We start from the raw sequence: 24,380 nt of genomic DNA on the forward strand, positions 1-24,380 counted from the left end.
GAATGTGAGTAGCATCCCCTCCGACATCCGTACCGCTCGGAGGGTCGCGTCTCCCCAGAAAATCGCCGGTGAGGATGAGAAAATCCTCATGATGCGTTCGTAGCTTTGTTCGAAGGTGGGCGCTAGAATCGACGCATGAGCAGCACTCTCCACGACCTCACCGCCGCGGTGGCGACGGTGTGCGAGCTGTGGCCGGGAGAGCACGTCGAGGGCACGGACGCCGCCCGGCTGGTGGCGCTGAACGACGCGCTGGGAAAGGTGCGGCGGCTCGCGGATGCCCCCACGGTCCAGGTGGCCGCGGAGATCTCCCGTCAGTCCCGCCCCGAACTGGGTGCGGACTCGCTGGCGAAGAAGCAGGGGTTCCGCAACGCCAACGTGCTGCTGGCCAGCGAACTCGGCATCGCCAACGGCGAGGCCGCCCGGCTCGTGGAGGTCGGTGAAGCGACCGCTCCGCGGGTGCTGCTGACAGGTGAGCACGCCCCGGCGAAGCACCCGCACGTCGGCGACGCTGTGGCGGCAGGACGGATCGGGATGCCGGCGGCCTCCGCGATCATCCGGATGCTCGACCGCGTCGTGATGACAGCCGGTCGCGCCGCGACGGATGCGGCCGAGCGGACGCTCGTCGACCAGGCGCCCGGGCTGACACCGGACGCCCTGCTCAAGGTGCTCGCGCGTGCCGAGGCCTACCTCGATCCCGACGGCGTCGCGCTGCGCGAGGACGAGATGCGCTCGAAGGAGTCGCTGCGGATGCGCGAGGACCGCGATGGGATGCTGCACCTCACCGCGGTGTTCGCACCCGAGCGCGGCGCACCGATCAAGGCGGCCCTCGAGGGCTACGTCACCGCGCGGCTCGCGGCCCAGCGTGACGCCGCGGCGACGCGCGATGAGGTCGACGCCGGACGGGAACCTCTCGGCTCCCGTCATGAGAGCGTCGACGGTGTGGCAGGCGAAGCCGCGCCGGAGAACGCCGGCCCATCGGGAGAGGCCCGGTTCGGCGAGGACGTCGACGCGCCGCGACCGTCGATCCCGCAGCTGCAAGCGGAGGCCCTCGCGCTGATCTGCGAGCACCTGCTGGGCTGCACGGACAAGGACGTCCCCGTCCCGGGCGCGACCGTCGTCGTCCGCCTCAGCCTCGACGACCTCCACAACGGCACCGGGCACGCCCTCATCGACGGGCTGACCGCCCCGGTCTCGGTCGGCACCGCCCGTCGCATGGCCGCCGACGCCGGGATCATCCCGTGCGTCCTCGGCGGCGAGAGCGAGATCCTCGACTGGGGGCGGCAGAAGCGCCTCTTCACGGCGGCGCAGCGCCTCGCGCTCGGCGAACGCGACGGCGGCTGCGCCGGCTGCGGCGCCCCGCCGGCGCACTGCAAGGTCCATCACATCGACTGGTGGAAGCGCGACCGCGGCCCGACCGATCTGTCCAACGGGATCCTGCTGTGCACGTCCTGCCACCATCGGATCCACGACAGCGGCTGGACGATCCGCATCGACGGCCCCGGTGTCACCGCGCGGGTGTGGTTCATCCCGCCGCCCTGGATCGACGCCGCCCAGACGCCGCGGCTCGGAGCCCGCCGGAGATTCGACTACATCGCCGCGTGACCCCGCCGCGGTGGGACCGTGCGCAGGCAGCCGGGCGTGCAGGCAGGCGGGCGCCGAGCAGGCGGGCATGCACGACCTCGCCGGTCATCCGCTCCGGAGCCGGACCGCAGCCAGCCACGCGAGCGCGGCCGAACGGGAGAGGCCGTCATCCCACGACGCACGCTCCCGCGCCAGCTCCTCCGCGCGGTCGAGCGCGGCGGGACCGGCCAGCGCCGAGTACAGCAGCACGTAGTCCCCCAGCGGGCCGCCGAACGCCGACTCACCGCCGGCACCCGCCACGTTCAGCGCCACGCGTCGCGGGTCCCCGGCCAGATACTGCAGACCGATCGGGGAGACCGGCAGCAACTGGATGCCCAGGATCGCCGACGGCTCGTCGCTGAACCACGTGGCATGATCGCGCTTGGCCCCCCACGTCAGCGAGACGACGGTGTGCGCGTAGCCTTCGGGGAGCCCCGTCGGCTCGAGCCACAGCCGGCGGGCGCTGTCGGCCTCGCCCGACAACAGCCACTCCGCACGCTCACGCAGGTCGGCATCGCCCGAGGCCGCCGCCCACAGCGCGAGGCCGTTCCACGCGGCCACGGCCTCGGAGCTGGACTCCTGGTTGTTGCCGTCCGCAAACGGCGACAGTCCCGACGCCCACGAGTGGCCGCGGTACGGGTCGAACACCCGCAGACCCGGCAGGGGATCTCCGCCGGCCGCGATGTCCGCGGCGAGCAGGTCCATGACCGGACGCAGCATCTCGACCGCCTCGGGGCGCTCCTCGGCCAGCACCCCCGCAGCGAAGAGGAAGTGGCCGTAGTGGAAGTGATGGTCGTTGCCCTCCTCCGAGCCGAACGAGGGCTCCCTGCCGACGACCGTGTGCAGCCGGGCGTCGTAGGCGAAACAGCGCTCGTCTCGTGCCACGCAGCCATCGACCTGGGCCCACGGTCCCAGGCCCGCCTCGAGCAGATCGGCGGCCCGCGCGGCGAGGTCGTCCTCACCCAGCGAGCGGGCGAGGGCGAGCAGGGTGGCGAGGCGTGCCAAGGCCTTCCCCCCGAAGTACGTGTCCTCCGGAGCGTCGCCCGTCCCTGCGATATCCGCCGAGAGGTGATCCACCAGCTCCTCGTGCGCCTCGCCGTCGAGGCCGGTCAGGTCGAACGACGCGCGGGGCGAGATCCGCGCCACGCGGCGCTCCAGCGTCGTGCCGCGACAGGCGTCGACCTGCCCGTAGGCGGTGTCGTACGAGCCGAGATCGCACGCACCCGCCGCCGCGTCCATGCCCGGGAACGGCACGAGGACGGTCCCGGCCGTTCCCGTGTACTCCAGCCGTGTCGAGGCGGCCTCGCCGCCGCGAGTTGCGGAGGCCTCGAACGAGGTGACCACTCCGGCCACCGGATCGCCGAACGCCGCGATCCAGGTCGCCGGTTCCGCATCGACCGGCAGGGCGGACACCTGTGCGCTCTCGCCCGCCGGGATCTCCAGCGCATCGCCCCGCGCCTCGGCGTTCGCGGCGACGACCGCGAACGCCGTGCCGTCGGCTTTCATCGTCCATGCGCCGTCGCCCGCGGAGGCCAGGCTGCCGCCGAAGGCGATGGGGAGAGCACGTCGCGCCGTCACCCCGACCGCCGGCCAGCCCTCCGCGATCGTCACATCCGCGATCGCCGCCCCGTCGGCGTCGGCATACGTCAGCGTCACGGCCACCTCGTCGTAGGCGGTCACCGTGAACGACGCCGCACCGAGGTCGACCGCCAGGCCGCCCGAGAACGGGGTCGCGATCGAATCCGCGGTCACCGCGACCGTGGGCAGATCGAGTGAGAAGCCTGTCGGAGTGGGCGCGAACGCGAGCGGGAACGGGAACACCGGCAGGGGAACCTCGGAGAACACCAGGCTGGAGAACCAGCGGTTCGTCGGGGGGATCAGATCCTCCGCAAGACGCAGGGGTGCGGCGGCCGGGTTCCGTTCCGCCGGCAGCAGCTCCACCGCGGCCGGCGTCGTGGCGGCGACCGGCGGGGGCGCGGACGCAGTGCAGCCGGTGAGCGCCGCCACCACGACGACCAGTGCGGCGATGACGAGCCGCCGCGTCATAGACCCACCTGGCGCAGCAGGTCGCCGAACGCGTCGGCGACCCCCGCCCACGGTCCGTCGTCACGCAGGTGCAGCGTGGCGACGACGGGCGTACCGGGCCGGTGCAGCCCTCCGATGGGGCGCGCCGCCAGGACGGCGCTGTCGATCGTGATGACCGAGGTGGCCTCTCCCGCGACGGTGTCGACATCGATCTGCACCACCTTCCCGGCGATCGTTCGGTCGTCGGGAAGGCGGAGGTCCACGGTCGCGCCGGAGACGATCCGGCCGTAATCGCGTGCCGTGAGGGTGAACTCCGCGGTCACCCCCATGGTGTCGTCCCGATCGATCCGCGAGAGCACTTCGCCGGCCTGCACGAAGTCGCCGACCGGCGCGAGGCTCTCCGCCACCGTGCCGTCGACCGGCGCGGTCACGACGAAGGTGCCCTCGGCGGTCACGGCGACTCCCAGATCGTCGGCGGTCACCGACTCGGTGGCCAGGTCGCGGGCCAGAAGGGGGCTCCGGATCTCGAAGAGCACGTCGCCCGCGCGCACAGCAGCGCCCGGCGTCACGTTCGACGCACTCACGATGCCGGGATAGGGGGCACCCACCGCGAACTGCTCGGCCGTGATGGCGGCGGTGTCGCTTTCGACACGTGCCTGCCGCTGCGTGAAGACGAGCGTGCCGCCGCCGACGAGGGCGAGGACCACGAGAAGTCCGACGAACAGCCGGATCCGGTTCGGCCAGGTCATCGGGCGTCCTCCGCCCGGAGTCCTGACGGCGCGGGCGACCTCGAGGAATCGGATGCCGGCAGCGGCCGGGCCACCACGGTGATCGGACGGGGCGCGTCCGCCGTGGGGAGCGCGGCGAGAGGCCGCGGCGGCCGACGCCGCTCGCGGAAGGCGGCACCGATGAACGCCGCGAGGATCAGCGTGTTCGTGAGGTTCCAGGCCGTCGCCAGCGCGAGGGTGCCGTTGTGCACGTCGCGCGCGATCGCCACGACCGACGTGAGGCCGAGGAACGCGAAGAACAGCAGCTGCGGCACGATGAAGTCGAACGGCGACCGGCGGGAGCCCGAGCCCGTCACATGCCACCCGACATCCCGCCCGCAGATGACGTTCCACAGTGCCTTCGCGTAGATCGGGAAGGACACCGTCGCGAGGGTCAGCGTCTCCCAGCGGAAGGATCCGACGACGAACCAGGCGAGCACGACCTGCACGAGGTAGAAGCCGGCGTAGAAGACCGCCCAGGTGACGGCCGTGACGCCGATGTTCATCGGCCGGAGGTCGAAGTAGATCTCCAGAGGCGGCACGAGCAGAAGCAGCGCGGGGACGATCCCGGTGAGATAGAAGGTCGCGGTGACCAGGTACTGGATGCGCTGGTCACCCGTCAGGCGGCGCCGCGGGCTGAGCGGGTTGTGGGTCAGAAGGATCTCGAATCCGCCGGTCGCCCAGCGCAGCTGCTGCTTGCTGTACGCCTCGATGGTCTCCGGTGCGTCGCCGACCGCGAGGATGTCGGCGATGTAGACCGAACGCCATCCCCGTTCGTGCAGGGTGAGGGCGGTCCACACGTCCTCGGACTTCGAGTCGGTGTGGATGCCGCCGATCTCATCGACCGCTGCCCGCCGGAAGATGACGTTCGTCCCGACGCAGAACGCCGCGTTGAACCGGTTGCGGCCGCGCTGGATGAATCGGTAGAACACCGACTGCATGTAGGCGGCGCCACGCGAGATGACCGTGTGCAGGTTGTTGTACGCCTGGGGCGTCTGCACGAAGGCGACGTTGCTGTCCGTGAAGAACGGCACGGTCTCGATCAGGAAGTCGGGGTCGGGGGTGAAATCGGCGTCGAAGACCGCGAACAGCTCGCCCTTCGCGATCGTCAGCGCATGGTTGATGTTCCCCGCCTTGGCGCCGTGGGAGCTCAGTCGTCGCACGTACCACGCCCCGTGCTCCGCGGCGATCCGGCGGATCTCATCGGACTGGCCGTCGTCGAGCACCCACGTGCGGTGCGCCCCCCGCAGTGCGACGGCGGCGAGGACCGTCCGGGCGACCACGTCCGGCGCCTCCCCGTAGACGGTGATGAACACGTCGATGAGCAGCGGGCGAGAATCCAGGTGCAGGGTGTCGTCGCCGCGGCCGTCATCCCGGGCCATCAGTTGCCGCTTCGCCTCGTGGTAGGCGAAGTCACGCGGCTCGTATCCCGAGGCGAGGATCGTCCACATCGACAGGAGCGCCTGGAGCACGAGGACGGACTCGGCGACGATCACCATCCCGTACGGCAGCAGGTCGCCCCGGTTGGCCGGATTGAGCAGGAAGAGCATGTAGGCGATGACGCCGATGGTCGCGCACACCGCGACCAGGACGAACAGTGCGGAGGTCTCGGCCGCGCGCACTGCGTGCCCGCGGCCGTCGAGCCTCGTGAGATTGCTGGGCAACGCCGAAATCGTCATGCGGACCCCCCGGACCGTTCATGGACGCGTACACGTGTGCGGCGACGGCGGCGCGACATCCAGTCTCCGCCGCGCGCGCGACGGGGTCGTTCCGAGCCCGTGAACAGCGTGTGACGATCGCCTGGATGCCGCTCGGTACTGTTGAGGCATGCCCGTCACGCTCCTCGGCGCCACCGAGATCCGCTCGCTCGCCGCCGACCTCGACGTGACCCCGACGAAGAAGCTCGGTCAGAACTTCGTCGTCGACGCCAACACCGTCCGCAAGATCGTGCACACCGCGCGCGTGACCGGCGCCGACCGCGTCGTGGAGGTCGGGCCCGGCCTCGGCTCGCTGACGCTCGCCATCCTGGAGACCGGAGCGATCGTCACGGCGGTCGAGATCGACCACCGGCTCGCCGCGCGCCTGCCCGGCACGGCCGCCGCGCACGGCGTCCCCGACGGCGCCCTCACCGTCGTCGACGCCGATGCGCTCCGCGTCACGGACCTTCCCGGTGACCCGAACGTCCTCGTGGCGAACCTGCCGTACAACGTCAGCGTGCCGGTCCTCCTCCACTTCATGGAGACGTTCCCGCACCTCGCGCGCGGTGTCGTCATGGTGCAGGCGGAGGTCGGCGAGCGCCTCGCCGCCCCACCCGGATCGAAGGTCTACGGCGCCCCCAGTGCGAAGGCGGCCTGGTACGGCCGCTGGCGTCTCGCCGGCACGGTCTCGCGTCAGGTGTTCTGGCCCGTCCCCAACGTCGACAGCGTCCTCGTCGCCTTCGAACGCGATCCGCAGCCACGGGGGAGCGAGGAGGAGCGCCTCGCGACCTTCCGCATCGTCGACGCGGCCTTCCAGCAGCGTCGCAAGATGCTCCGGCAGGCCCTCGCCGCCGTCCTCGGCGGCACCGCCGCCGACGCCGTCACAGTGCTGGAGGCCGCGGGGGTCGCACCCACGGCGCGCGGGGAAGAGCTCAGCATCGACGACTTCACGCGTATCGCAATCGCCGCGTGGCGTTCACCCGGCGTACAGGAAACCTCCCGGTAACATTGGCGCGACCGCGGATCGGCCCGCTCGATCCGTCCCGACGGGAAGGGAACCCATGCGCCGCGCCGAGCACCCGGCTGCCGAACGCATCCTGCTGCACATCAGCGACACCCATCTGCGGGCGGGAATCCCGCACCTGTTCGACAGCGTCGACGGGGCCGCCAGCCTGACGAGGGCCCTCGACGGGATCGAGGCCTCGGGTCTCCGTCCCGACGCGGTCGTCTTCACCGGCGACCTCGCCGACCTCGGCGAGCCTGCCGCGTACGGCGTCCTCCGCGCGCTCGTCGAACCGTTCGCGCAGCGCCTCGGCGCCCGCCTTCTCTGGGTGATGGGCAACCACGACGACCGCGCCGCGTTCCGGGCGCGCCTCCTCGACGACGACGGCAGCGCCGACCCGCTGCGTCCCGTCGACCGCGTCGACGAGCTCGACGGCCTCCGCGTCGTGACGCTCGACACCAGCGTCCCCGGACACCATCACGGCGAGGTCACGCCCGCGCAGCGGGAATGGCTGCGCGATGTGCTGGCCACCCCGGCTCCGCTCGGCACCATCCTCGCGATGCACCACCCGCCGATCCCCAGCGTCCTTCCGCTGGCCTCCACCGTCGAGCTGCGCGATCAGGCCGGCCTGGCCGAGATCATCCGCGGCACCGACGTGCGCGGCATCATCGCGGGTCACCTGCATTACTCCACGTTCGCGACGTTCGCCGGTGTCCCCGTGTCGGTCGCCTCCTCGACCTGCTACGCGCAGGACCTCACGGTCCCCGTCGGCGGCACGAGGCCGCAGGACGGTGCGCAGGCGTTCAACCTCGTGCACGTCTACGACGACACGATCGTGCACTCTGTCGTACCGATCGACGCGCCCCGGCCGCTCGAGCACATCGACGCGGGCGAAGCCCTCCGGCGCCTTCAGGCCGCCGGCATCCAGACGTCGCTCAGCGCGTCGCGGATTGCTCCGCCGACCGAGCCGCTGACCGTGCTGCGCTGACGTCCGCGGCCTCCCACGGCGGCCGCGCCGGGAACAGGCGCTCCAGGAGCGACGTGACCGCGCGCACCCGCACCTTCTCGGGCACCTCGGTCTCGCCCCCGTCGTTGAGGCAGAACATGTCGACGTCCTTGCGGTTCGCGAGGCGCTCCATGCGGCCGAGCGACGCCGCGGCGGTCGTCTGGTAGTACCGCACGCGCGGCGCCGTCGACGCGATCGCGCGCCCGGTCGCCTGCGCGTAGTAGTGGTACAGGCAGTTCGTCACCGACACGTCGGTGGCCGACCGGAACCGGGATGCCGCCGTGCGGGCGATCTCCTCCGGGAATTCCCGCTCGAGTTCGAACATGACGCTCCGCCGCAGCGGCGCCGCGCAGTGCTCCAGGTCGCGCACGATCGTCCGGCCGAACCGCTCCTGCAGCAGCGCGCGGTTCACGCGCAGCGCATTGTCGTGGCCGCTGCGCGCGACGCGGGTCGGACCCGTCCCGATGCGCACGTCGCACTCGACGAACGACGAGATCCCCGCGGGGGAGAAGAACAGCTCCGGCGCGACGGGACGACCGAAGAACATGTCGTCGTTGGAGTACAGGAAGTGCTCCGACAGCCCCTCGATGCGGTGCAGCTGCGATTCGACGGCGTGCGAGTTGTGCGTGGGCAGCACCGACGGGTCGGCGAAGAACTCCTCGCTCCGCACGATCGTCACGCGCGGGTGGTCCACGAGCCACGCCGGGGCGGGGGAGTCGGTCGCGATGAAGATGCGGCGCACCCACGGGGCGTACATGTAGACGCTGCGCAGGGCGTAGCGCAGCTCGTCGACATGGCGGTAGCGGGCGGGCCCGGCATCGCCCTCGCCGACGACGTACTCGGACAGCTGCGCCGCCCGCTGACGCTGGAAGTCCGTCGACGACCCGTCGACCCAGGAGAAGACCATGTCGATCTCCCCGGTGAACTCGCCCGGGTGCGGGTCGAACATGCCGCCGACGGTCCGCCACGTGCGGCCGTAGCGCTCCACGGTGCCGGCGGAGAGGTCTTCGGCGGGGAAGGTGCGGCGCGTGAGCGCGTTCGCGTGCGGGGCCTCGACGAGCTCCTCGCCGAACCGCCAGAACTCCAGCCGCGCACCGTACGACGCGCCGTACCGGAGCCCGCCGGTGCGCGCGACGCGCGGCCGGAAGACGCGGACCGCGGAGGGCCCGGTCGCTGTGCCGGCGAACTCCATCGCGGGAACGGCCGAACCGGTCGTGGGCTTGATGTAGAGCGGCTCGTCCGCGCCGCGCGCCGCCAGGGCCGTCATGGCCCGGTCGCGGTCGGCGATGTCGACGACGAGGGCGGGCACATCGGAGGTGTGCCGGATGAGGAGGTGCGCCACACCGGCGCCGTCGAGGGCGTCTGCCGTCAGCAGCAGGTCGGCGATGCGCGCCTGACCGGGGGTGACGTCGTCGTGCGCGAGGTGCAGCATCCCGCGGTGCAGGACGATGTCGTCGCGTTCGAGCAGAGCCGCCCAGAGGTCGGGCTGGGCGGGAAGGGCGGAAAGACGCGCCATGGATGCCTCCGTTCGATGTATCGGGTTCACATGCGGAACCACGGGGTTACGGTGACGTTTCCGGGACACGCGTATGGGACGGCGGATACGCTGGGACGGTGACCGACGATGACCGCTTCCCGCCTACGCGGGGAGGAGACCTGCACCGACCCTACACCGCCGCAGACGGGCGCTACCTGGGAGCTTCCTTCCGACAGGTGGGCGACAGCGGCCTGTATCTGCCGCCGATCTCGCTCGGTCTGTGGTGGAACTTCGGTGACAACATCCCGTTCGACGACCAGCGCGCGCTGCTGCGCCACGCGTTCGATCGGGGCATCACGCACTTCGACCTGGCGAACAACTACGGACCCCCGTACGGGTCGGCGGAGACGAACTTCGGCCGCATGATGCGGGAGGACTTCGCCCCCTACCGCGACGAGCTGATCGTCTCGTCCAAGGCCGGCTGGGACATGTGGCCCGGCCCGTACGGGACGCAGGGGTCGCGCAAGTACCTGCTCGCGAGCGCCGACCAGTCGCTGCAGCGGATGGGCCTGGACTACGTCGACATCTTCTACTCGCACCGCGTCGACACCGTCACGCCGATCGAGGAGACCATCGGCGCCCTCGACACCCTCGTACGGCAGGGGAAGGCCCTCTACGTCGGCATCTCCTCGTACAGCGCCGAGCGCACGGCCGCGGCCAAGGCCGTCGCCCGTGACCTCGGCACGCCGCTCGTCATCCACCAGCCGGCGTACTCGATCCTCAACCGCTGGGTCGAGGACGGCCTGACCGGCGTGCTCCGCCAGGAGGGGATGGGCGCGATCGCGTTCACGCCGCTCGCGCAGGGCCTCCTCACCGACAAGTACCTCGGCGACGGCACCGCCGAGCGCGCCCAGCAGCGCTCCTCGCTGCCGGGCGGCCGGCTCAGCGACCACGGCCTGTCGGCGCTGCGCAGCCTCGACGTCATCGCGAAGGAGCGCGGGCAGAGCCTCGCGCAGATGGCGATCCAGTGGGTGCTCCGCGACCCGGTGGTCGCCTCGGCCCTCATCGGCGCATCCCGCCCGGCGCAGCTGGACGAGAACCTCGCGGCCCTGCACGGCCCCGCGTTCGACACGGCGGAGCTCGAGCGGATCGACGCCCTCTCGGACAGCATCGAGGTCGACCTCTGGGCGGACTCGGCGACCGCGTGAGCCTCCTCGGTGTCCGCGACCGGGTGCACGTGCGTGCCCCCGGAAAGCTCAACGTCTTCTTCGACGTCGGCGACGTGCAGGACGACGGGTACCACGACGTCGCGTCGGTCTACCAGGCCGTCTCGGCCTACGAGGATGTCATCGCCACCCCGGCCGACGACTTCCGCGTCACCGTGACCGGCGCCGTGGACGTCCGCGATGTGCCGCTGGATGACCGGAACCTCGCCGTCCGTGCCGCGCGGATGGTCGCCCGCGAGCTCGACCAGCCCGGCGGCGTGCACCTCGAGCTGCGCAAGGGCGTGCCGGTCGCCGGCGGCATGGGCGGCGGGTCCGCGGACGCGGCCGCGGCCCTCGTCGCGTGCGACGCGCTGTGGGACGGGGGCCTGTCGTCGGCCCGCCTGCACGAGTTCGCCGCCCGGCTCGGCGCCGACGTCCCCTTCGCCCTCCTGGGCGGCACCGCCGTCGGCACGGGTCGCGGCGACGAGCTCGCCCCCGCGCTCGCCCGCGGCCGGTTCGACTGGGTCCTCGTGACGAACGCGGAGGGTCTGTCCACGCCGACCGTCTACGCCGAGCTCGACCGTCTGCGGGCGCAGCCCGACATCACGCCGCCGCGCGGGACGCCCGCCGTCGACCCTGCGGTGCTGCAGGCGCTGCGCGCCGGCGACCCGGTCGCCCTGGCCGCCGCGGTCCGCAACGACCTGCAGGCCGCGGCCTGCCACCTGCGTCCCGAGCTGAACACGCTCATCGAGACCGGCGTCGGCTACGGTGCGCTCGCCGGTCTCGTGTCCGGCTCCGGCCCCACGGTCGCCTTCCTCGCGGCCTCCGACGCCGCGGCCCGCGACCTCCGTGCCGACCTCGTCGCGGCCGGTCACGACGTCCTGCATGTCCACGGCCCCGTGGCCGGAGCGAAGGTGGTGTCCTTCACATGACCGATACCTGGCAGCAGGCCCCCGTCGACGAAGCGTCCCGCCGCGCCCTCCACGACCGCGGCCTGGACTACTGCACCGTCGCCGGAGACGAGGTCGACGGCTGGCTGCAGTCCGTGGCCCGAGGTTTCCAGGACGGCGAGCGCACCCCCGCCCACATCGCGGCCGGCCGCGACCGCAATGCCGGCAAGCGACTCACTGGCGTGTACGACCCCGCAGCCCCGGCCGCCGCATCCGCCGGGCCCGTCGCGACGATCGCGTCCTGGATCGGCGACCTCACCCTCCCCGGGGAGACGGCGGTCCCGGCGTGTGCGATCAGCGCCGTCACCGTCTCCCCGACGCATCGTCGTCGCGGCGTCGCCCGTGCGCTGCTGGAGGGCGAGCTGCGCACGGCCGCCGCGCAGGGGCTTCCCGCCGCGATGCTCACCGTGTCCGAATCCACGCTCTACGGGCGGTACGGCTTCGGCGTCGCGACGGAGAGCGCCGACCTGAAGATCGACACCAAGCGGGCGAACTGGATCGGACCCCGCCCGGAGGGGCGCGTCGACTTCGTCACCCGCGCCCACGCGAAGGACCTCATCGCGCGGCTGCACGAGCGCACCCGCCGGGAGGCCCCCGGCGAGATCGCGCTGCCGCCGGGCCACGAGGACCGCTTCACCGGCACGGCACCCGACGCGCACGAGGGCGGGGACGTGCGCTGCGTGCAGTACACCGACCCGTCCGGCGCCGTCCGCGGCGTCCTCGCGTACCGCATCCGCTCCCACCAGGACGATTTCACGAAGGGCACCGCGGCGCTCTCCCGGCTCGTTGCCAACGGTGCCGACGCGTACGCGGCCCTCTGGCGGTTCGTCCTCGAGCTCGACCTCGTCGGCGAGGTGCACGCGGATCTCGCCGCCACCGACGAGCCGGTGCTGTGGATGATCGACGACCGGCGCGCGGCCACCGTGACCGTCCGCGACCACCAGTACGTCCGCATCCTGGACATCCCGGCCGTCCTCGGCTCGCGGCGCTACGACGCGCCCGGCGCCGTCCTGCTCGACGTCGAAGACCCGCTCGATCTCGCCGGCGGGCGGTTCCTCCTCGAGGTCGACGCCGACGGCCGCGGCGCGGTCTCCCGGGCGGAGGGCGCCGCGCCCGCGGGCGTCCCGCACGTGCGGCTCGGCATCGCAGAGCTGTCCGCAGCCTGCCTGGGCGGCGTGTCGCTGCTGACGCTTTCCCGCGCCGGACGCGTGCAGGGGGCGGATGCCGCCGCCGCGCGTCTGCTGTCCTGGCACGTCGCACCGCGACTGAGCATCTGGTATTGACCCGCCCGGTTCAGGCTTCCAGGCGGTCGCCGAGCTCCAGCCACTCGTCCTCGAGCCGGCCGATCTCCTCGGTCAGCTCGTCGCGCCGCCGGTACAGCCCGGTCAGGTGGTCGTACCCGGCATCCTGACTCGACGTCAGCTCGACGTCCAGCGTCCCGATCTCCTTCTGCAGCCGCGCGATCCGTCGCTCGAGGGCGGACTGCTCCTTCTCCGCCAGGCGGCGATCCGCGCCGGACAGGCCGGGCGCCGACGCCGAGGACGCAGCGGAGGCGACGGGGGTGACGCTGTCCTGCGCGCGGCGCAGCCGCAGGTACTCGTCGACGCCGCCGGGCAGGTGCCGGAGACGTCCGTCGAGGATCGCGAACTGCTGGTCGGTGACGCGCTCGAGGAAGTACCGGTCGTGCGAGACGACGAGGAGGGTCCCCGCCCACGAGTCCAGCAGGTCCTCGATCGCGCCGAGCATGTCGGTGTCGAGGTCGTTGGTGGGCTCGTCGAGGATGAGCACGTTCGGCTGGTCGAGCAGGATCAGCAGCAGCTGCAGGCGTCGCTTCTGCCCACCGGAGAGGTCCTTCACGGGCGTGGACAGCTGCTCCGAGGAGAACCCCATCCGCTCCAGCAGCTGACCGGGGGTGAGGTCCTGCGCCTTCGAGCCCGTCCCGATCGTGTAGCTCGTGCGGAGCCGGGAGATGACGACGCGCACCGGGTCTGCCATGTGCTCGTCGAGCTCGTCCATCCGCTGCGTGAGAGTCGCGACCTTCACCGTCTTGCCGCGCTTCACGCGGCCGGCGGTCGGCTCGACGGTGCCGGAGACAAGACCCAGGAGCGTCGACTTGCCGGCCCCGTTCACGCCCAGGATGCCGGTGCGCTCGCCGGGCGCGATCCGCCACTCGACATCCCGCAGCACCGCGCGCTCGCCGTAGGAGACGCCGACGTCGAGGAGGTCCACGACATCCTTGCCCAGCCGCGAGACGGCGAGGGACTGCAGCGACACGCGGTCGCGGATCTCCGGCACATCCGCGATGAGCGCGTTGGCCGCGTCGATCCGGAACTTCGGCTTCGACGTGCGGGCGGGCGCCCCGCGCCGCAGCCAGGCGAGCTCCTTGCGGGCGATGTTCTGCCGGCGCGCCTCGATCGTGGCGGCCTGCCGGTCGCGCTCGACGCGCTGCAGGATGTACGCGGCGTACCCGCCCTCGAACGGCTCCACGAGACGGTCGTGCACCTCCCACGTCGCGGTGCACACCTCGTCGAGGAACCACCGGTCGTGCGTGACGACGAGGAGCCCCCCGGAGCCCGCGCTCCACCGGCGCTTCAGGTGCTCCGCGAGCCAGGCGATGCCCTCGACGTCGAGATGGTTCGTCGGCTCGTCGAGGAACAGCACATCCCAGTCGCCGGTGAGGAGGCGCGCCAGCGCGACGCGGCGCCGCTGCCCGCCGGAGAGCGAGGAGAGCGGCGCATCCCACGGCAGGTCGCCGACGAGCCCCGAGATGACCTCGCGCACGCGGGCGTCCCCGGCCCACTCGTGCTCGGGGATGTCGCCGACGACCGCGTTGCCGACGGTGTCGTCGTCGTCGAGCGTCTCGGCCTGGTCGAGGACGCCGACGGTCACCCCGCCGCGCACCGTCACGCGGCCGGCGTCCGGTGCCTGCAGGCCCGCGAGCATGCGCAGCAGGCTGGACTTGCCGTCGCCGTTGCGGCCGACGACCCCGATGCGGTCGCCTTCGTCCACGCCCAGCGAGACGGAGTCGAAGACGACGCGGGTCGGAAATTCGAGGTGCAGGGCCTCGGCCCCCAGAAGATGCGCCATGTCCCTCCCAGCGTAGAGGGCGCTCAGGTGTCGAAGCTGAGACTCAGCTTCCGCAGGAGGCCCGCGAGGCGGTCGCTGTCCGAGCGCGACAGGACGCCGAGCAGCAGCGCCTCGGCGTCGACGAGGCGCGTGATCGCGGCATCCACGCGCGTGCGGCCCTCCTCGGTGAGGGTCACGAGGATGCTGCGCCCGTCGCCGGGATCGGCTTCGCGGCGCACGAGCCGGCGGCCCACGAGCCGGTCGATGCGGTTCGTCATGGTGCCGCTGGAGACGAGCGTCTGCTGCAGCAGCTGCTTCGGGCTCAGCTGATACGGCTCCCCGGCGCGGCGGAGCGCCGAGAGCACATCCCACTCCCACGGCTCCAGGTCGCTGCGCCGGAACGCCTCGCGGCGCGCACGGTCGAGGTGCCGGGAGAGCCGGTCGACGCGGGAGAGGACCTCGAGCGGGGAGAAGTCCAGGTCGGGGCGCTGCCGGCCCCATGCCTCGACGATCCGGTCGACTTCGTCATGCTCGCTGGTCACCCGGCCATTATCGCGAAGGGGCATGGACCTCCGCGCCGACGCCTGTTACTGTGACCGGTAACAGGCGGGGTGGACGGTGGCGTCGACCCGCGATCGAAGGGGATCGACAGCATGCGCGCACGACTCACATGGCGGATGACGGCCGTCACGGCCGCCCTCGCACTCGGGCTCGGGACGCTCGCGGCGCCCGCCGCGGCAGACGACGGGCCGGTCCAGGCCGGCATCGTCGTGCAGAAGGTCGAGAATCTCCCCGCCGACTTCATCAACGGCGTCGACGTGTCGTCCGTGCTGTCGCTGGAGGAGTCCGGCGTGGTGTTCCGGGATGACGCGGGGCAGCCCGCCGACCTGTTCGACGTGCTGGCCGATCACGGCATCACCGACGTGCGCGTGCGCGTGTGGAACGATCCCTTCGACGCGGACAGGAACGGCTACGGCGGCGGGAACGTCGGCGTCGACCGCGCCGTGCAGATCGGGGAGCGCGCGACGGCCGCGGGACTGGGCGTCCTCGTCGACTTCCACTACTCCGACTTCTGGGCCGACCCGGGCAAGCAGAAGGCGCCCAAGGCGTGGGCCGGGCTGTCCGTGGCGGACACCGCCGCCGCCGTCGGGGCGTTCACGACCGACGCGCTCGAGCAGTTCGCCGCCGCCGGCGTGGACGTGCGGATGGTGCAGGTCGGCAACGAGACCAACAACGCCGTCGCCGGGGTCACGGGCTTCGCGAACATGGCGCAGATCTTCTCGGCGGGCTCCGCCGCCGTCCGCGCCGTCTTCGCGGACGCCCTCGTCGCCGTGCACTTCACCAACCCCGAGACGACCGGGCGCTACGCCGGGTACGCCGCGAACCTGCAGACCTACGGCGTGGACTACGACGTCTTCGCGTCGTCGTACTACCCGTACTGGCACGGCACGCTCGGCAACCTCACGCGCGTCCTGTCCCAGGTGGCATCCACGTACGGCAAGAAGGTCATGGTCGCCGAGACGTCGTGGGCGCGCACGCTGGAGGAGGGCGACGGGCACGGCAACACGATCGACCTGCCGGGCGAGGCCACGCAGTACCCCCTCAGCGTCCAGGGGCAGGCGACCGCCGTCCGTGACGTCATCCAGGCCGTCGTCGACGTCGGCGCGGCCGGCATCGGCGTCTTCTACTGGGAGCCGGCGTGGCTGCCGGTCGGCCCGGCCGCACAGCTCGAGCAGAACAGGCTGCTGTGGGAGGAGTTCGGCTCCGGCTGGGCATCCAGCTACGCGGCCGAATACGACCCCGACGACGCCGGCGAATGGTACGGCGGCTCCGCGTGGGAGAACCAGGCCCTCTTCGCGTACGACGGCACGCCCGTGGAGTCCCTCAACGTCTTCGCCTACGCCCGCACCGGCGCCGTCGCGCCGCGCGAGGTGACCGCGGTCGAGAACCCCGCCGTCGATCTCGTCGACGGCGCCCCCATCACGCTGCCGGCCACCGTGGGGATCACCTACAACGACGGCTCCACCGAGCAGGAGGCGGTGACCTGGTCGGAGGCCGCCGCGTACATCTCCGGCCAGGGCGTCTACGAGATCTCCGGCGAGACGGCATCCGGTCACGCCACGACCGCCACCGTCACCGTCCGCGCCGTCAACCATCTTCGGAACCCTGGTTTCGAGGACGCCGACGTGTCGATGTGGACGCGCACGGGCGCCGCCCTCACGCTGCGCGCCACGGACGACCCGCACTCCGGCACGCGCTCCGCGCACTTCTACTCCGGCTCGGCGTACTCCTTCACGCTGTCGCAGCAGGTCACCGGGCTCGACGCCGGGTCGTACACGGCATCCGTCGCAGTCCAGGGCGACGGGGAGGATGCCGCCAGCACGCTGCGCCTGAGCCTCGCCGCGACCGGCGGTGCCACCGCGACGACGCCGCTCGAGCTCAACGGGTGGCGCACCTGGCACACGCCGATGACGGATGCCGTGACGGTCCCGGCCGGCGGCACCGCCACCGTGACGATCACCGCCACCCTGCCCGCCGGTGCGTGGGGGACGGTCGATGACATCGTGCTGTCGCGCGCCGCCGCCGCTCCGGCGGACACGTCGGCACTGCAGGCCGCCGTCGACCGGGCGGAGGCACTGGACCGCAGCATCATCACGCCCGCCTCGCTCGCCGGGCTCGACGACGCCCTCGAGATCGCCGGCGTCGTGCTGGCCTCGGCGGCCCCCGCCGCGGACAAGGTCGCCGCCGCGCTCGCCCGCCTGGAAGGAGCCCTCGACGACCTCGAGCTGGTGGGGGAGGAGCCGGTGCCCGTCGTCCTCCCCGTCGAGGTCACGGTCGTGGAGGGCGAGCCGGTCGACCTTCCCGCCACCGTCCAGGTGCGTCGCTGGAACGGCGCCCTCGACGAGCAGGACGTCCGGTGGTCGGACGCGGTGGACTGGATCCACGGCGCCGGCGCCTACACCGTCACGGGGACGACCGAGGACGGCCTCGCCGCCCGCGCCACGGTGACCGTGACGCCCCGCCAGTGGGTGCAGAACCCCGGCTTCGAAGCCGCGGACACGTCCATGTGGGAGGTCACCGGCACGGGCGCCTCCATCGGGGCGACGGCCGACGCGGCCGCCGGCGCGCGCGCCGTCAGCTTCTGGAGCGACACGCCCTACACGTTCGCGGTCACGCAGCGGATCACCGGCGTCACCCCGGGCACCTACACGCTCTCCGCCACGACGCAGGGCGACGGGGAAGCCGCCGGCGACCGGCTGACACTCGCCGCCACCACCACGGCCGGCACCGCGACGGCGCCGCTGGCGCTGGACGGCTGGCAGGCGTGGCGGACGGGCACGACGCCCGCGGTCACGGTCGAGGCCGACGGCTCCCTCACGGTCGCGGTCCGGGGCACCCTGTCCGCCGGCGCGTGGGGCACGATCGACGAGGTGCGGCTCACCCGCGCCGGCGACCGGGTCGACACCGCCGTCCTCGCCGCCGCCGCCGATGCGCTCGCCGCGCTCGACGCCGCCGACTACACCGACTGGTCCTACGCCCCCGTCGGCGCAGCCCTCGAGAAGGCCCGGATCGTCGTGGCCGCCGACTGGCCGAGCGCACAGCTCGTCGCCGACGCCACGGCGCTCCTCGCCGAGGTGCGGGCAGGACTGGTCCGGACGGATGCCGACACGGCCACCGCGGCGCCGGCGAAGGGCGTCCTCTCGCACGACAACGGGTGGGACACCGGTCTCCTGGACGGCGACTACCGCATCACCATGAACCTGTGGTGGGGACAGAACGCCTCGTCGCTCCGCCTCTACGAGAACGGCGTGTTCGTCACGGCGGTGCCGCTGACCTATAACGGGATGACGGCGCAGAAGGCCGTCATCCCGGTCACGGGCCGCGGCAACGGCACCTACCGGTACACCGCGGTGCTCGCCAACACGGCGGGGGAGACCACCCTCGCCCCCCTCACCGTCACGGTCACGGCGGCGAACCCCGGCACCCCCGTGCTCAGCCACGACAACCACGACCGGGACGGCGCGTACACCGTGACGGCGAACATGTGGTGGGGGACCAACGCGACCTCGTACCGCTTCTACGCCGACGGGGTCCTCGTGTCCGAGGGGACGCTCACCGCACGGACCCCCGCCGCGCAGACGGCGAACCTCGCCGTCACCGGCGCCACGCAGGGCACGCACGTGTACCGCGTCGAGTTCCGCAATGCCGCCGGGGCCACCTCCAGCGCCCCGCTGACGGTGAAGGTCACCCGGTAGCGCGCCGGGTGCATGGCAGACTTGACGGGCGGTCCCGGGCAGAGTCCGGGGTCGTGGTCCGCCGTGGTGTAATGGCAGCACGACAGCCTTTGGAGCTGTGAGGTTCAGGTTCGAGTCCTGGCGGCGGAGCATGACGGAGAACACACTCGACGACGCGCTCGCCGTGGTCATCCTCGCCGCGGGGCAGGGCACGCGGATGAAGTCCGCCCTTCCGAAGGTCCTGCACCGCATCGGCGGTCGCCCGCTCGTCGGGCACGTGCTCGACACGGCGCGCGACCTCGCCCCCGCCCACGTCCTCGTCGTCGTGCGCCACGAGCGCGACCAGGTCGCCGACGCCGTCCTCGGAGTCTCGCCGGAGGTCGTGGTCGTCGACCAGGACGAGATCCCCGGCACCGGCCGTGCCGTCGAGGTGGCACTGGACCGTCTCTCCGGCTTCACCGGCGACGTCCTGGTCCTCAGCGGCGATGTCCCGCTGCTGGACTACGACACGCTCGAGGCGCTCGTCCGCAGCCACCGGGACGGCGCCGCCGCGGCGACGCTCATGACCGCCATCGTGGAGGACCCCACCGGCTACGGACGCGTCATCCGCGACGCCGAGGGCGGCGTCGACCGGATCGTCGAGCAGAAGGATGCCACCGCGGACGAGGCCGCCACCCGTGAGATCAACGCGGGTGTCTACGTCTTCCAGGCGACGGCGCTGCGCACCCAGCTGGCCCGCGTCGGCACCGACAACCTGCAGGGGGAGAAGTACCTCACCGACGTCATCGGCCTGCTCCGCCGCGACGCGCTGGCCGTCGCCGCCTCCATCGCCCCCGATGTGTCGCTGACCCTCGGCGTCAACGACCGCGCCCAGCTCGCCGAGGCCGGTCGTCTTCTGAACGCGCGCACCGTCCGCCGCTGGCAGCTCGAGGGCGTCACGATCCAGGACCCCGCCACGACCTGGATCGACGTCACCGCGACGCTCGCCGCGGACGTCACGGTGCTCCCCAACACCCACATCCTGCGCGCGACCGTCGTCGCCGCCGGCGCGACGATCGGACCCGACACGAGCCTTGTGGACTGCGAGGTCGGCGAGGGCGCCACGGTCCGGCGCACCGACGCGACGCTCGCCGTGATCGGCGCCGCGGCGACCGTGGGTCCCTTCGCCTACCTCCGCCCGGGCACGCAGCTGGCCGCAGGCGGCAAGATCGGCACGTTCGTGGAGACCAAGAACGCGACCATCGGCGAGGGCAGCAAGGTCCCGCACCTGAGCTACATCGGCGACACGACGATCGGCCGCGGAGTGAACCTCGGCGCCGGCGCCATCACGGCGAACTACGACGACATCGCCAAGCACCGCACCGAGATCGGCGACGAGGTGCACTCCGGGTCGCACAACGTGTTCGTGGCGCCCGTTAGGATCGGAGATGGCGCGAAGACAGGCGCCGGTGCGGTCATCCGCAAGGATGTTCCGCCCGGAGCGCTCGCTTTGAGCGTCGCCCCTCAGCGCAATGTCGAGGGGTGGGTCGAGAACCACCGACCGGGGACGGGCGCTGCGGATGCGGCGGCCCGGGCTCGCTCAGCACAGGAAGCGGACGATGTCGCGCAAGAAGAACAAGGTTGATCTCGACGTGGAACGCGGAATCGCCCCCGGCCTCGTCGCCAAGACCAAGAAGCGCCTCGTCGTCGCCTCGGGACGCTCGCACGAGGCGCTCTCCGTGGCCGTCGCCGACGCCCTCGGCACGGAGCTCGTCCCCACCGAGCACCGCACGTTCGCGTCCGGGGAGATCCTGACCCGGTTCGAGGTCTCCATTCGCGGCTGCGACTTCTTCCTCATCCAGTCGTTCGGCCCGCCGGTCAACGAGTGGCTCATGGAGACGCTCATCATGCTCGACGCCGCCAAGCGCGCGTCGGCGAAGCGCATCACCGTCGTCGCCCCGTACTACCCGTACTCCCGACAGGACAAGAAGGGCCGCGGCCGCGAGCCGATCAGCGCCCGCCTCGTCGCCGACCTGCTGCGCACCGCCGGCGCCGACCGCGTCATGAGCGTCGACCTGCACGCCGCGCAGATCCAGGGCTTCTTCGACGGCCCCGTCGACCACCTCTTCGCCAAGCCCGTGCTGCTGGAGTACTTCCAGAAGAACCTGTCCGCGGCCGACCGCGCCAAGCTCACCGTCGTCTCTCCCGACACCGGCCGCGTGCGCGTGGCCGACACGTGGTCGGACAGCCTCGATGCGCCGCTCGCGATCATCCACAAGCGCCGCGACCCGAACGTCGCCAACCAGGTCACCGTGAACGAGATCGTCGGCGACGTGCAGGGGCGCGTGTGCCTGCTCGTGGACGACATGATCGACACCGGCGGGACGATCGTGAAGGCGGCGCAGGCGCTGAAGGCGAACGGCGCCGACCGTGTCATCGTCGCCGCGACCCACGCGATCTTCAGCGACCCGGCCGTCGAGCGTCTCCAGGATGAGGCCATCGACGAGGTCGTCGTCACCGATACGGTGCCGATCCCGGACGCGAAGATCTTCCCCGGCCTCACGATCCTCCCGATCGCACCGCTGCTGGCGCGCGCGATCAAGGAGGTCTTCGAGGACGGCTCCGTCACGAGCATGTTCGACGGCGCCGCGTAGCCGGTCCTAGACTCCGGGCATGGCCACGGTCCCCACCGACCTCTCTCTCACCAGAGCCCACGCCCGCCCGATCGCCGACGTCCTCACCTCCCTGCGGGCGGAGGACACCGGGCTCACCGGCGACGAGGCCGCCGCGCGCCTCGAGGCGGTCGGCCGCAACGTCCTGCCGGAGCCGAAGCGCACGCCCGCGTGGCTGCGGTTCCTCGGACACTTCAACGACACCCTGATCTACATCCTGCTGGCCGCCGCCGCGATCAAGGCCATCATGGGCGACTGGCTGGACTTCTGGGTCATCGTCTCCGTCGCGATCATCAACGCCGTCATCGGGTACGTGCAGGAGGGGCGCGCCGAGAAGGCGCTCGCCGGCATCCGCGGGATGCTGTCCGCCGACGCGAGCGTCCGCCGCGACGGCGGGTGGACGACGATCCCCGCCGCGGAGCTCGTCCCGGGAGACCTCGTACGGCTCGCGCCGGGCGACAAGGTCCCCGCCGACCTCCGGCTCACGCAGGCGCACCAGCTGCGGATCGACGAATCCGCGCTGACCGGCGAATCGGTGCCGTCCTCGAAGCAGGACGAGCCGGTCGCGGAGTCCGCCGGCATCGGCGACCGCGCCTGCATGGCCTTCTCCGGCACGATCGTCTCGGGCGGTCAGGGGCGGGGCATCGTCACGGGCACCGGCGCCGGCACCGAGATCGGGAAGATCCAGGCCCTCGTCGGCGACGCCGGCAGCCTCGCGACACCGCTCACCAAGCAGCTGGCCGCGTTCGGGAAGGTGCTGACGCTCGTCATCCTCGGGATGGCGGTCGTCATGCTGCTCATCGGCAAGTACCTCCACGGCATGGAGCTCGGCGAGCTGACGTCGGCGACCATTGGCTTCGCGGTCGCCGCGATCCCGGAGGGCCTGCCGGCTCTCGTCACGATCACGCTCGCGATCGGCGTGCAGCAGATGGCGCGCCGCCGCGCCATCACCCGCAAGCTCCCCGCCGTCGAGACCCTCGGCTCCGTCACGACGGTGTGCTCGGACAAGACCGGGACGCTCACGAAGAACGAGATGACGGTGCGCCGCCTCGTCACCCCGCTCGGCCGGTACGAGACGACCGGTCTCGGCTACCAGCCCGACGGCGACATCCTCGACGAGGACGGCGACCTCGCCTCCGGGCGCGACCTCGCCGCGCTCCTGGCAGCCGGAACCCTCTGCAACGACGCGCACATCGTGGCGGACGGCGAGGGCTGGATGCTGGTCGGCGAGCCGACGGAAGGGGCGCTGAAGGTCGTCGCGCTCAAGGGCGGCGCCACCGGGGAGGCCGCGCGCCGCATCGGCGTCGTCCCGTTCGACTCCGCGCACAAGTTCATGGCGACCCTCAACGAGTCGCCGGACGGCGCGCGCGCCATCCTCGTCAAGGGCGCGCCCGACCGGCTGCTGGATCGCTCGCTCACCCAGCGCGGCGCCGACGGCTCCGCGCCCCTGGACCGTGCGTTCTGGGAGCAGGCCGTCGACGAGCTCAGCGCGCAGGGCCTCCGTGTGCTCGCGGGCGCCCGCAAACCCACCCGCGCGGCGGAGGTCGCGATGGACGACCTGCAGGACCTGGAGTTCCTGGGGTTGTGGGGGATCCTCGACCCGCCGCGACCGGAGGCCATCGAGGCGATCGCGGACTGCCACGCCGCCGGCATCCGGGTCAAGATGATCACCGGCGACCACGCCGGCACGGCGCTCGCGATCAGCCGGGAGATGGGCCTGGTCGGCGCGGAGGGCGACGTGCGCGTCCTCACCGGCGGGGAGCTGGAGGCCCTCAGCCAGGAACAGCTCAAGGATGTCGTCCGGGACGTCGACGTGTACGCCCGCACGAGCCCGGAGCACAAGATCCGGATCGTCCGCGCGCTGCAGTCGCACGGCGAGGTCGTCGCGATGACCGGCGACGGCGTGAACGACGCCCCCGCCCTGACCCGGGCCGACGTCGGCGTCGCGATGGGCATCAAGGGAACCGAGGCGACGAAGGAGGCGGCGGAGATCGTCCTGGCCGACGACAACTTCGCCACCATCCGCAGCGCCATCCGCGAGGGCCGGCGCATCTACGACAACCTCCGCAAGTCGGTGGTGTTCATCCTCCCGACCAACGGCGCGCAGTCCCTCGTCATCCTCATCGCCGTCGTCTTCGGACTCACCCTGCCGCTGACCCCGGTCCAGGTGCTGTGGGTCAACATGGTCACCGCCGTGACCCTGTCGCTCGCCCTCGCCTACGAGCCCGCCGAGGCGGGCATCATGACCCGCCCGCCCCGCCGCCCCGGCGGCTCGATCATCTCGATGCGGGAGCTCGGCTTCGTGCTCGCGGTGTCCTTCCTCATCGGCGGGGCGACGCTCGCGATCTTCGGGATCGTCGTCGCGGCCGGCCACGACGTCGTCTACGCCCGCACGGAGGCCGTGACGATGCTCGCCCTCGGGCAGCTGGCGTTCCTCTTCAACTGCCGGTTCCTGTCGCGCTCCAGCCTCACGACACAGGTGCTCCGCGGCAACCCGGTGATCTGGTGGTCGGCGTTGGCGCTCATCGTCTTCCAGCTGATCTACACCTACGTCCCGTTCATGAACGCGCTGTTCGACTCCCGGCCGCTCGCGGCACAGGACTGGCTCCTGCCGCTCGCGCTGTCCGTCGTGATCTTCCTCGTCGTCGAAGTGCTGAAGTGGCTCCGCCGGCGGTGAC

General features: G+C 72.0%; 16 protein-coding genes and 1 tRNA gene. 11 read left to right on the forward strand and 6 right to left on the reverse strand.

The window, feature by feature from the left end; genetic code table 11:
• The first annotated feature begins 135 nt into the window (after nucleotides 1-135).
• Nucleotides 136-1,602, forward strand: coding sequence for an HNH endonuclease signature motif containing protein (locus BR85_RS02785; RefSeq protein ID WP_028495149.1), 1,467 nt, complete (start codon nucleotides 136-138; stop codon nucleotides 1,600-1,602).
• Nucleotides 1,603-1,686: 84 nt separating this feature from the next.
• Here BR85_RS02785 and BR85_RS02790 read toward each other — a convergent pair whose 3' ends face one another.
• Genes BR85_RS02790 through BR85_RS02800 form a run of 3 tightly spaced genes read right to left on the reverse strand, consistent with a single transcriptional unit; the run spans nucleotide 1,687 to nucleotide 6,076 of the window.
• Nucleotides 1,687-3,666, reverse strand: coding sequence for a glycosyl hydrolase (locus tag BR85_RS02790; RefSeq protein WP_036272167.1), 1,980 nt, complete (start codon nucleotides 3,664-3,666; stop codon nucleotides 1,687-1,689).
• Nucleotides 3,663-4,394 carry an efflux RND transporter periplasmic adaptor subunit gene (locus BR85_RS02795; RefSeq protein WP_028495150.1) on the reverse strand — a complete coding sequence of 244 codons (732 nt, stop codon included), beginning with the start codon at nucleotides 4,392-4,394 and terminating at the stop codon, nucleotides 3,663-3,665. Before BR85_RS02795 ends, BR85_RS02790 begins: the two co-directional genes overlap by 4 nt.
• Entirely contained in the window at nucleotides 4,391-6,076 is a 1,686-nt protein-coding gene (locus BR85_RS02800) for a glycosyltransferase family 2 protein (protein WP_231478557.1), read from the reverse strand. The genes BR85_RS02795 and BR85_RS02800 overlap by 4 nt, the downstream gene beginning before the upstream one ends.
• Nucleotides 6,077-6,239: 163 nt before the next feature.
• Between BR85_RS02800 and rsmA the strand changes: the two genes are divergently transcribed.
• Together rsmA and BR85_RS02810 are read left to right on the forward strand one after the other, a co-directional pair.
• Entirely contained in the window at nucleotides 6,240-7,115 is an 876-nt protein-coding gene (rsmA, locus tag BR85_RS02805; RefSeq protein WP_028495151.1) for a 16S rRNA (adenine(1518)-N(6)/adenine(1519)-N(6))-dimethyltransferase RsmA, read from the forward strand.
• Between the two features lie 55 nt (nucleotides 7,116-7,170).
• Nucleotides 7,171-8,100: a phosphodiesterase gene (locus tag BR85_RS02810; RefSeq protein WP_028495152.1), complete on the forward strand. Its 930-nt coding sequence runs from the start codon at nucleotides 7,171-7,173 to the stop codon at nucleotides 8,098-8,100.
• On the opposite strand, the gene BR85_RS02815 is transcribed toward BR85_RS02810, so the two are convergent.
• Nucleotides 8,048-9,634 (reverse strand): stealth conserved region 3 domain-containing protein, encoded by a 1,587-nt coding sequence (locus tag BR85_RS02815; RefSeq protein WP_028495153.1) that lies wholly within the window; start codon nucleotides 9,632-9,634, stop codon nucleotides 8,048-8,050. The two genes, BR85_RS02810 and BR85_RS02815, sit on opposite strands and share 53 nt — an antisense overlap.
• Nucleotides 9,635-9,732: 98 nt before the next feature.
• Here BR85_RS02815 and BR85_RS02820 point away from each other — a divergent pair, with 98 nt between their 5' ends.
• From BR85_RS02820 to BR85_RS02830, 3 genes are read left to right on the forward strand one after another with little or no spacing between them, the layout of a single operon-like run.
• Nucleotides 9,733-10,803, forward strand: a complete 1,071-nt coding sequence (locus BR85_RS02820) for an aldo/keto reductase (RefSeq protein WP_028495154.1) — start codon at nucleotides 9,733-9,735, stop codon at nucleotides 10,801-10,803.
• A complete protein-coding gene (locus BR85_RS02825; RefSeq protein ID WP_036272169.1) occupies nucleotides 10,800-11,732 on the forward strand; it encodes a 4-(cytidine 5'-diphospho)-2-C-methyl-D-erythritol kinase in 933 nt (310 codons plus the stop codon). Before BR85_RS02820 ends, BR85_RS02825 begins: the two co-directional genes overlap by 4 nt.
• Complete coding sequence (locus BR85_RS02830) at nucleotides 11,729-13,033, forward strand: GNAT family N-acetyltransferase (RefSeq protein ID WP_028495156.1); 1,305 nt, start codon at nucleotides 11,729-11,731, stop codon at nucleotides 13,031-13,033. The genes BR85_RS02825 and BR85_RS02830 overlap by 4 nt, the downstream gene beginning before the upstream one ends.
• A 10-nt stretch (nucleotides 13,034-13,043) precedes the next feature.
• Here the strand turns inward: BR85_RS02830 and BR85_RS02835 are convergent, their stop codons facing one another.
• Entirely contained in the window at nucleotides 13,044-14,837 is a 1,794-nt protein-coding gene (locus BR85_RS02835) for an ABC-F family ATP-binding cassette domain-containing protein (protein ID WP_028495157.1), read from the reverse strand.
• 23 nt (nucleotides 14,838-14,860) lie between these two features.
• Nucleotides 14,861-15,358 (reverse strand): MarR family winged helix-turn-helix transcriptional regulator, encoded by a 498-nt coding sequence (locus BR85_RS02840; RefSeq protein WP_028495158.1) that lies wholly within the window; start codon nucleotides 15,356-15,358, stop codon nucleotides 14,861-14,863.
• A 111-nt stretch (nucleotides 15,359-15,469) separates the two neighbouring features.
• Between BR85_RS02840 and BR85_RS15755 the strand changes: the two genes are divergently transcribed.
• The 5 genes from BR85_RS15755 to BR85_RS02865 all read left to right on the forward strand — a co-directional run bounded on the left by BR85_RS15755 (nucleotide 15,470) and on the right by BR85_RS02865 (nucleotide 24,379).
• Nucleotides 15,470-19,072 carry a glycosyl hydrolase 53 family protein gene (locus BR85_RS15755; protein ID WP_197018581.1) on the forward strand — a complete coding sequence of 1,201 codons (3,603 nt, stop codon included), beginning with the start codon at nucleotides 15,470-15,472 and terminating at the stop codon, nucleotides 19,070-19,072.
• Between the two features lie 57 nt (nucleotides 19,073-19,129).
• A tRNA-Gln gene (locus BR85_RS02850) sits at nucleotides 19,130-19,201 on the forward strand.
• Between the two features lies 1 nt (nucleotide 19,202).
• Nucleotides 19,203-20,675 carry a bifunctional UDP-N-acetylglucosamine diphosphorylase/glucosamine-1-phosphate N-acetyltransferase GlmU gene (gene glmU / locus BR85_RS02855; protein WP_028495160.1) on the forward strand — a complete coding sequence of 491 codons (1,473 nt, stop codon included), beginning with the start codon at nucleotides 19,203-19,205 and terminating at the stop codon, nucleotides 20,673-20,675.
• Nucleotides 20,650-21,684, forward strand: a complete 1,035-nt coding sequence (locus BR85_RS02860; protein WP_028495161.1) for a ribose-phosphate diphosphokinase — start codon at nucleotides 20,650-20,652, stop codon at nucleotides 21,682-21,684. The genes glmU and BR85_RS02860 overlap by 26 nt, the downstream gene beginning before the upstream one ends.
• A 19-nt stretch (nucleotides 21,685-21,703) precedes the next feature.
• The gene (locus BR85_RS02865) at nucleotides 21,704-24,379 is read left to right on the forward strand and encodes an HAD-IC family P-type ATPase (RefSeq protein WP_028495162.1); all 2,676 of its coding nucleotides are present in this window, start codon (nucleotides 21,704-21,706) and stop codon (nucleotides 24,377-24,379) included.
• Nucleotide 24,380: the final 1 nt, after the last annotated feature.

The organism is Microbacterium sp. UNCCL10, assembly GCF_000746195.1.
Classification (GTDB): domain Bacteria; phylum Actinomycetota; class Actinomycetes; order Actinomycetales; family Microbacteriaceae; genus Microbacterium; species Microbacterium saccharophilum.

Bases quoted from the DNA above. Each gene is read 5' to 3' on its own strand.
- BR85_RS02785 (WP_028495149.1), top strand. From the start codon at position 136: ATGAGCAGCACTCTCCACGACCTCACCGCCGCGGTGGCGACGGTGTGC.
- BR85_RS02790 (WP_036272167.1), bottom strand. From the start codon at position 3,666: ATGACGCGGCGGCTCGTCATCGCCGCACTGGTCGTCGTGGTGGCGGCG.
- BR85_RS02795 (WP_028495150.1), bottom strand. From the start codon at position 4,394: ATGACCTGGCCGAACCGGATCCGGCTGTTCGTCGGACTTCTCGTGGTC.
- rsmA (WP_028495151.1), top strand. From the start codon at position 6,240: ATGCCCGTCACGCTCCTCGGCGCCACCGAGATCCGCTCGCTCGCCGCC.
- BR85_RS02810 (WP_028495152.1), top strand. From the start codon at position 7,171: ATGCGCCGCGCCGAGCACCCGGCTGCCGAACGCATCCTGCTGCACATC.
- BR85_RS02815 (WP_028495153.1), bottom strand. From the start codon at position 9,634: ATGGCGCGTCTTTCCGCCCTTCCCGCCCAGCCCGACCTCTGGGCGGCT.
- BR85_RS02830 (WP_028495156.1), top strand. From the start codon at position 11,729: ATGACCGATACCTGGCAGCAGGCCCCCGTCGACGAAGCGTCCCGCCGC.
- BR85_RS02835 (WP_028495157.1), bottom strand. From the start codon at position 14,837: ATGGCGCATCTTCTGGGGGCCGAGGCCCTGCACCTCGAATTTCCGACC.
- BR85_RS15755 (WP_197018581.1), top strand. From the start codon at position 15,470: ATGCGCGCACGACTCACATGGCGGATGACGGCCGTCACGGCCGCCCTC.
- glmU (WP_028495160.1), top strand. From the start codon at position 19,203: ATGACGGAGAACACACTCGACGACGCGCTCGCCGTGGTCATCCTCGCC.
- BR85_RS02860 (WP_028495161.1), top strand. From the start codon at position 20,650: ATGTCGCGCAAGAAGAACAAGGTTGATCTCGACGTGGAACGCGGAATC.
- BR85_RS02865 (WP_028495162.1), top strand. From the start codon at position 21,704: ATGGCCACGGTCCCCACCGACCTCTCTCTCACCAGAGCCCACGCCCGC.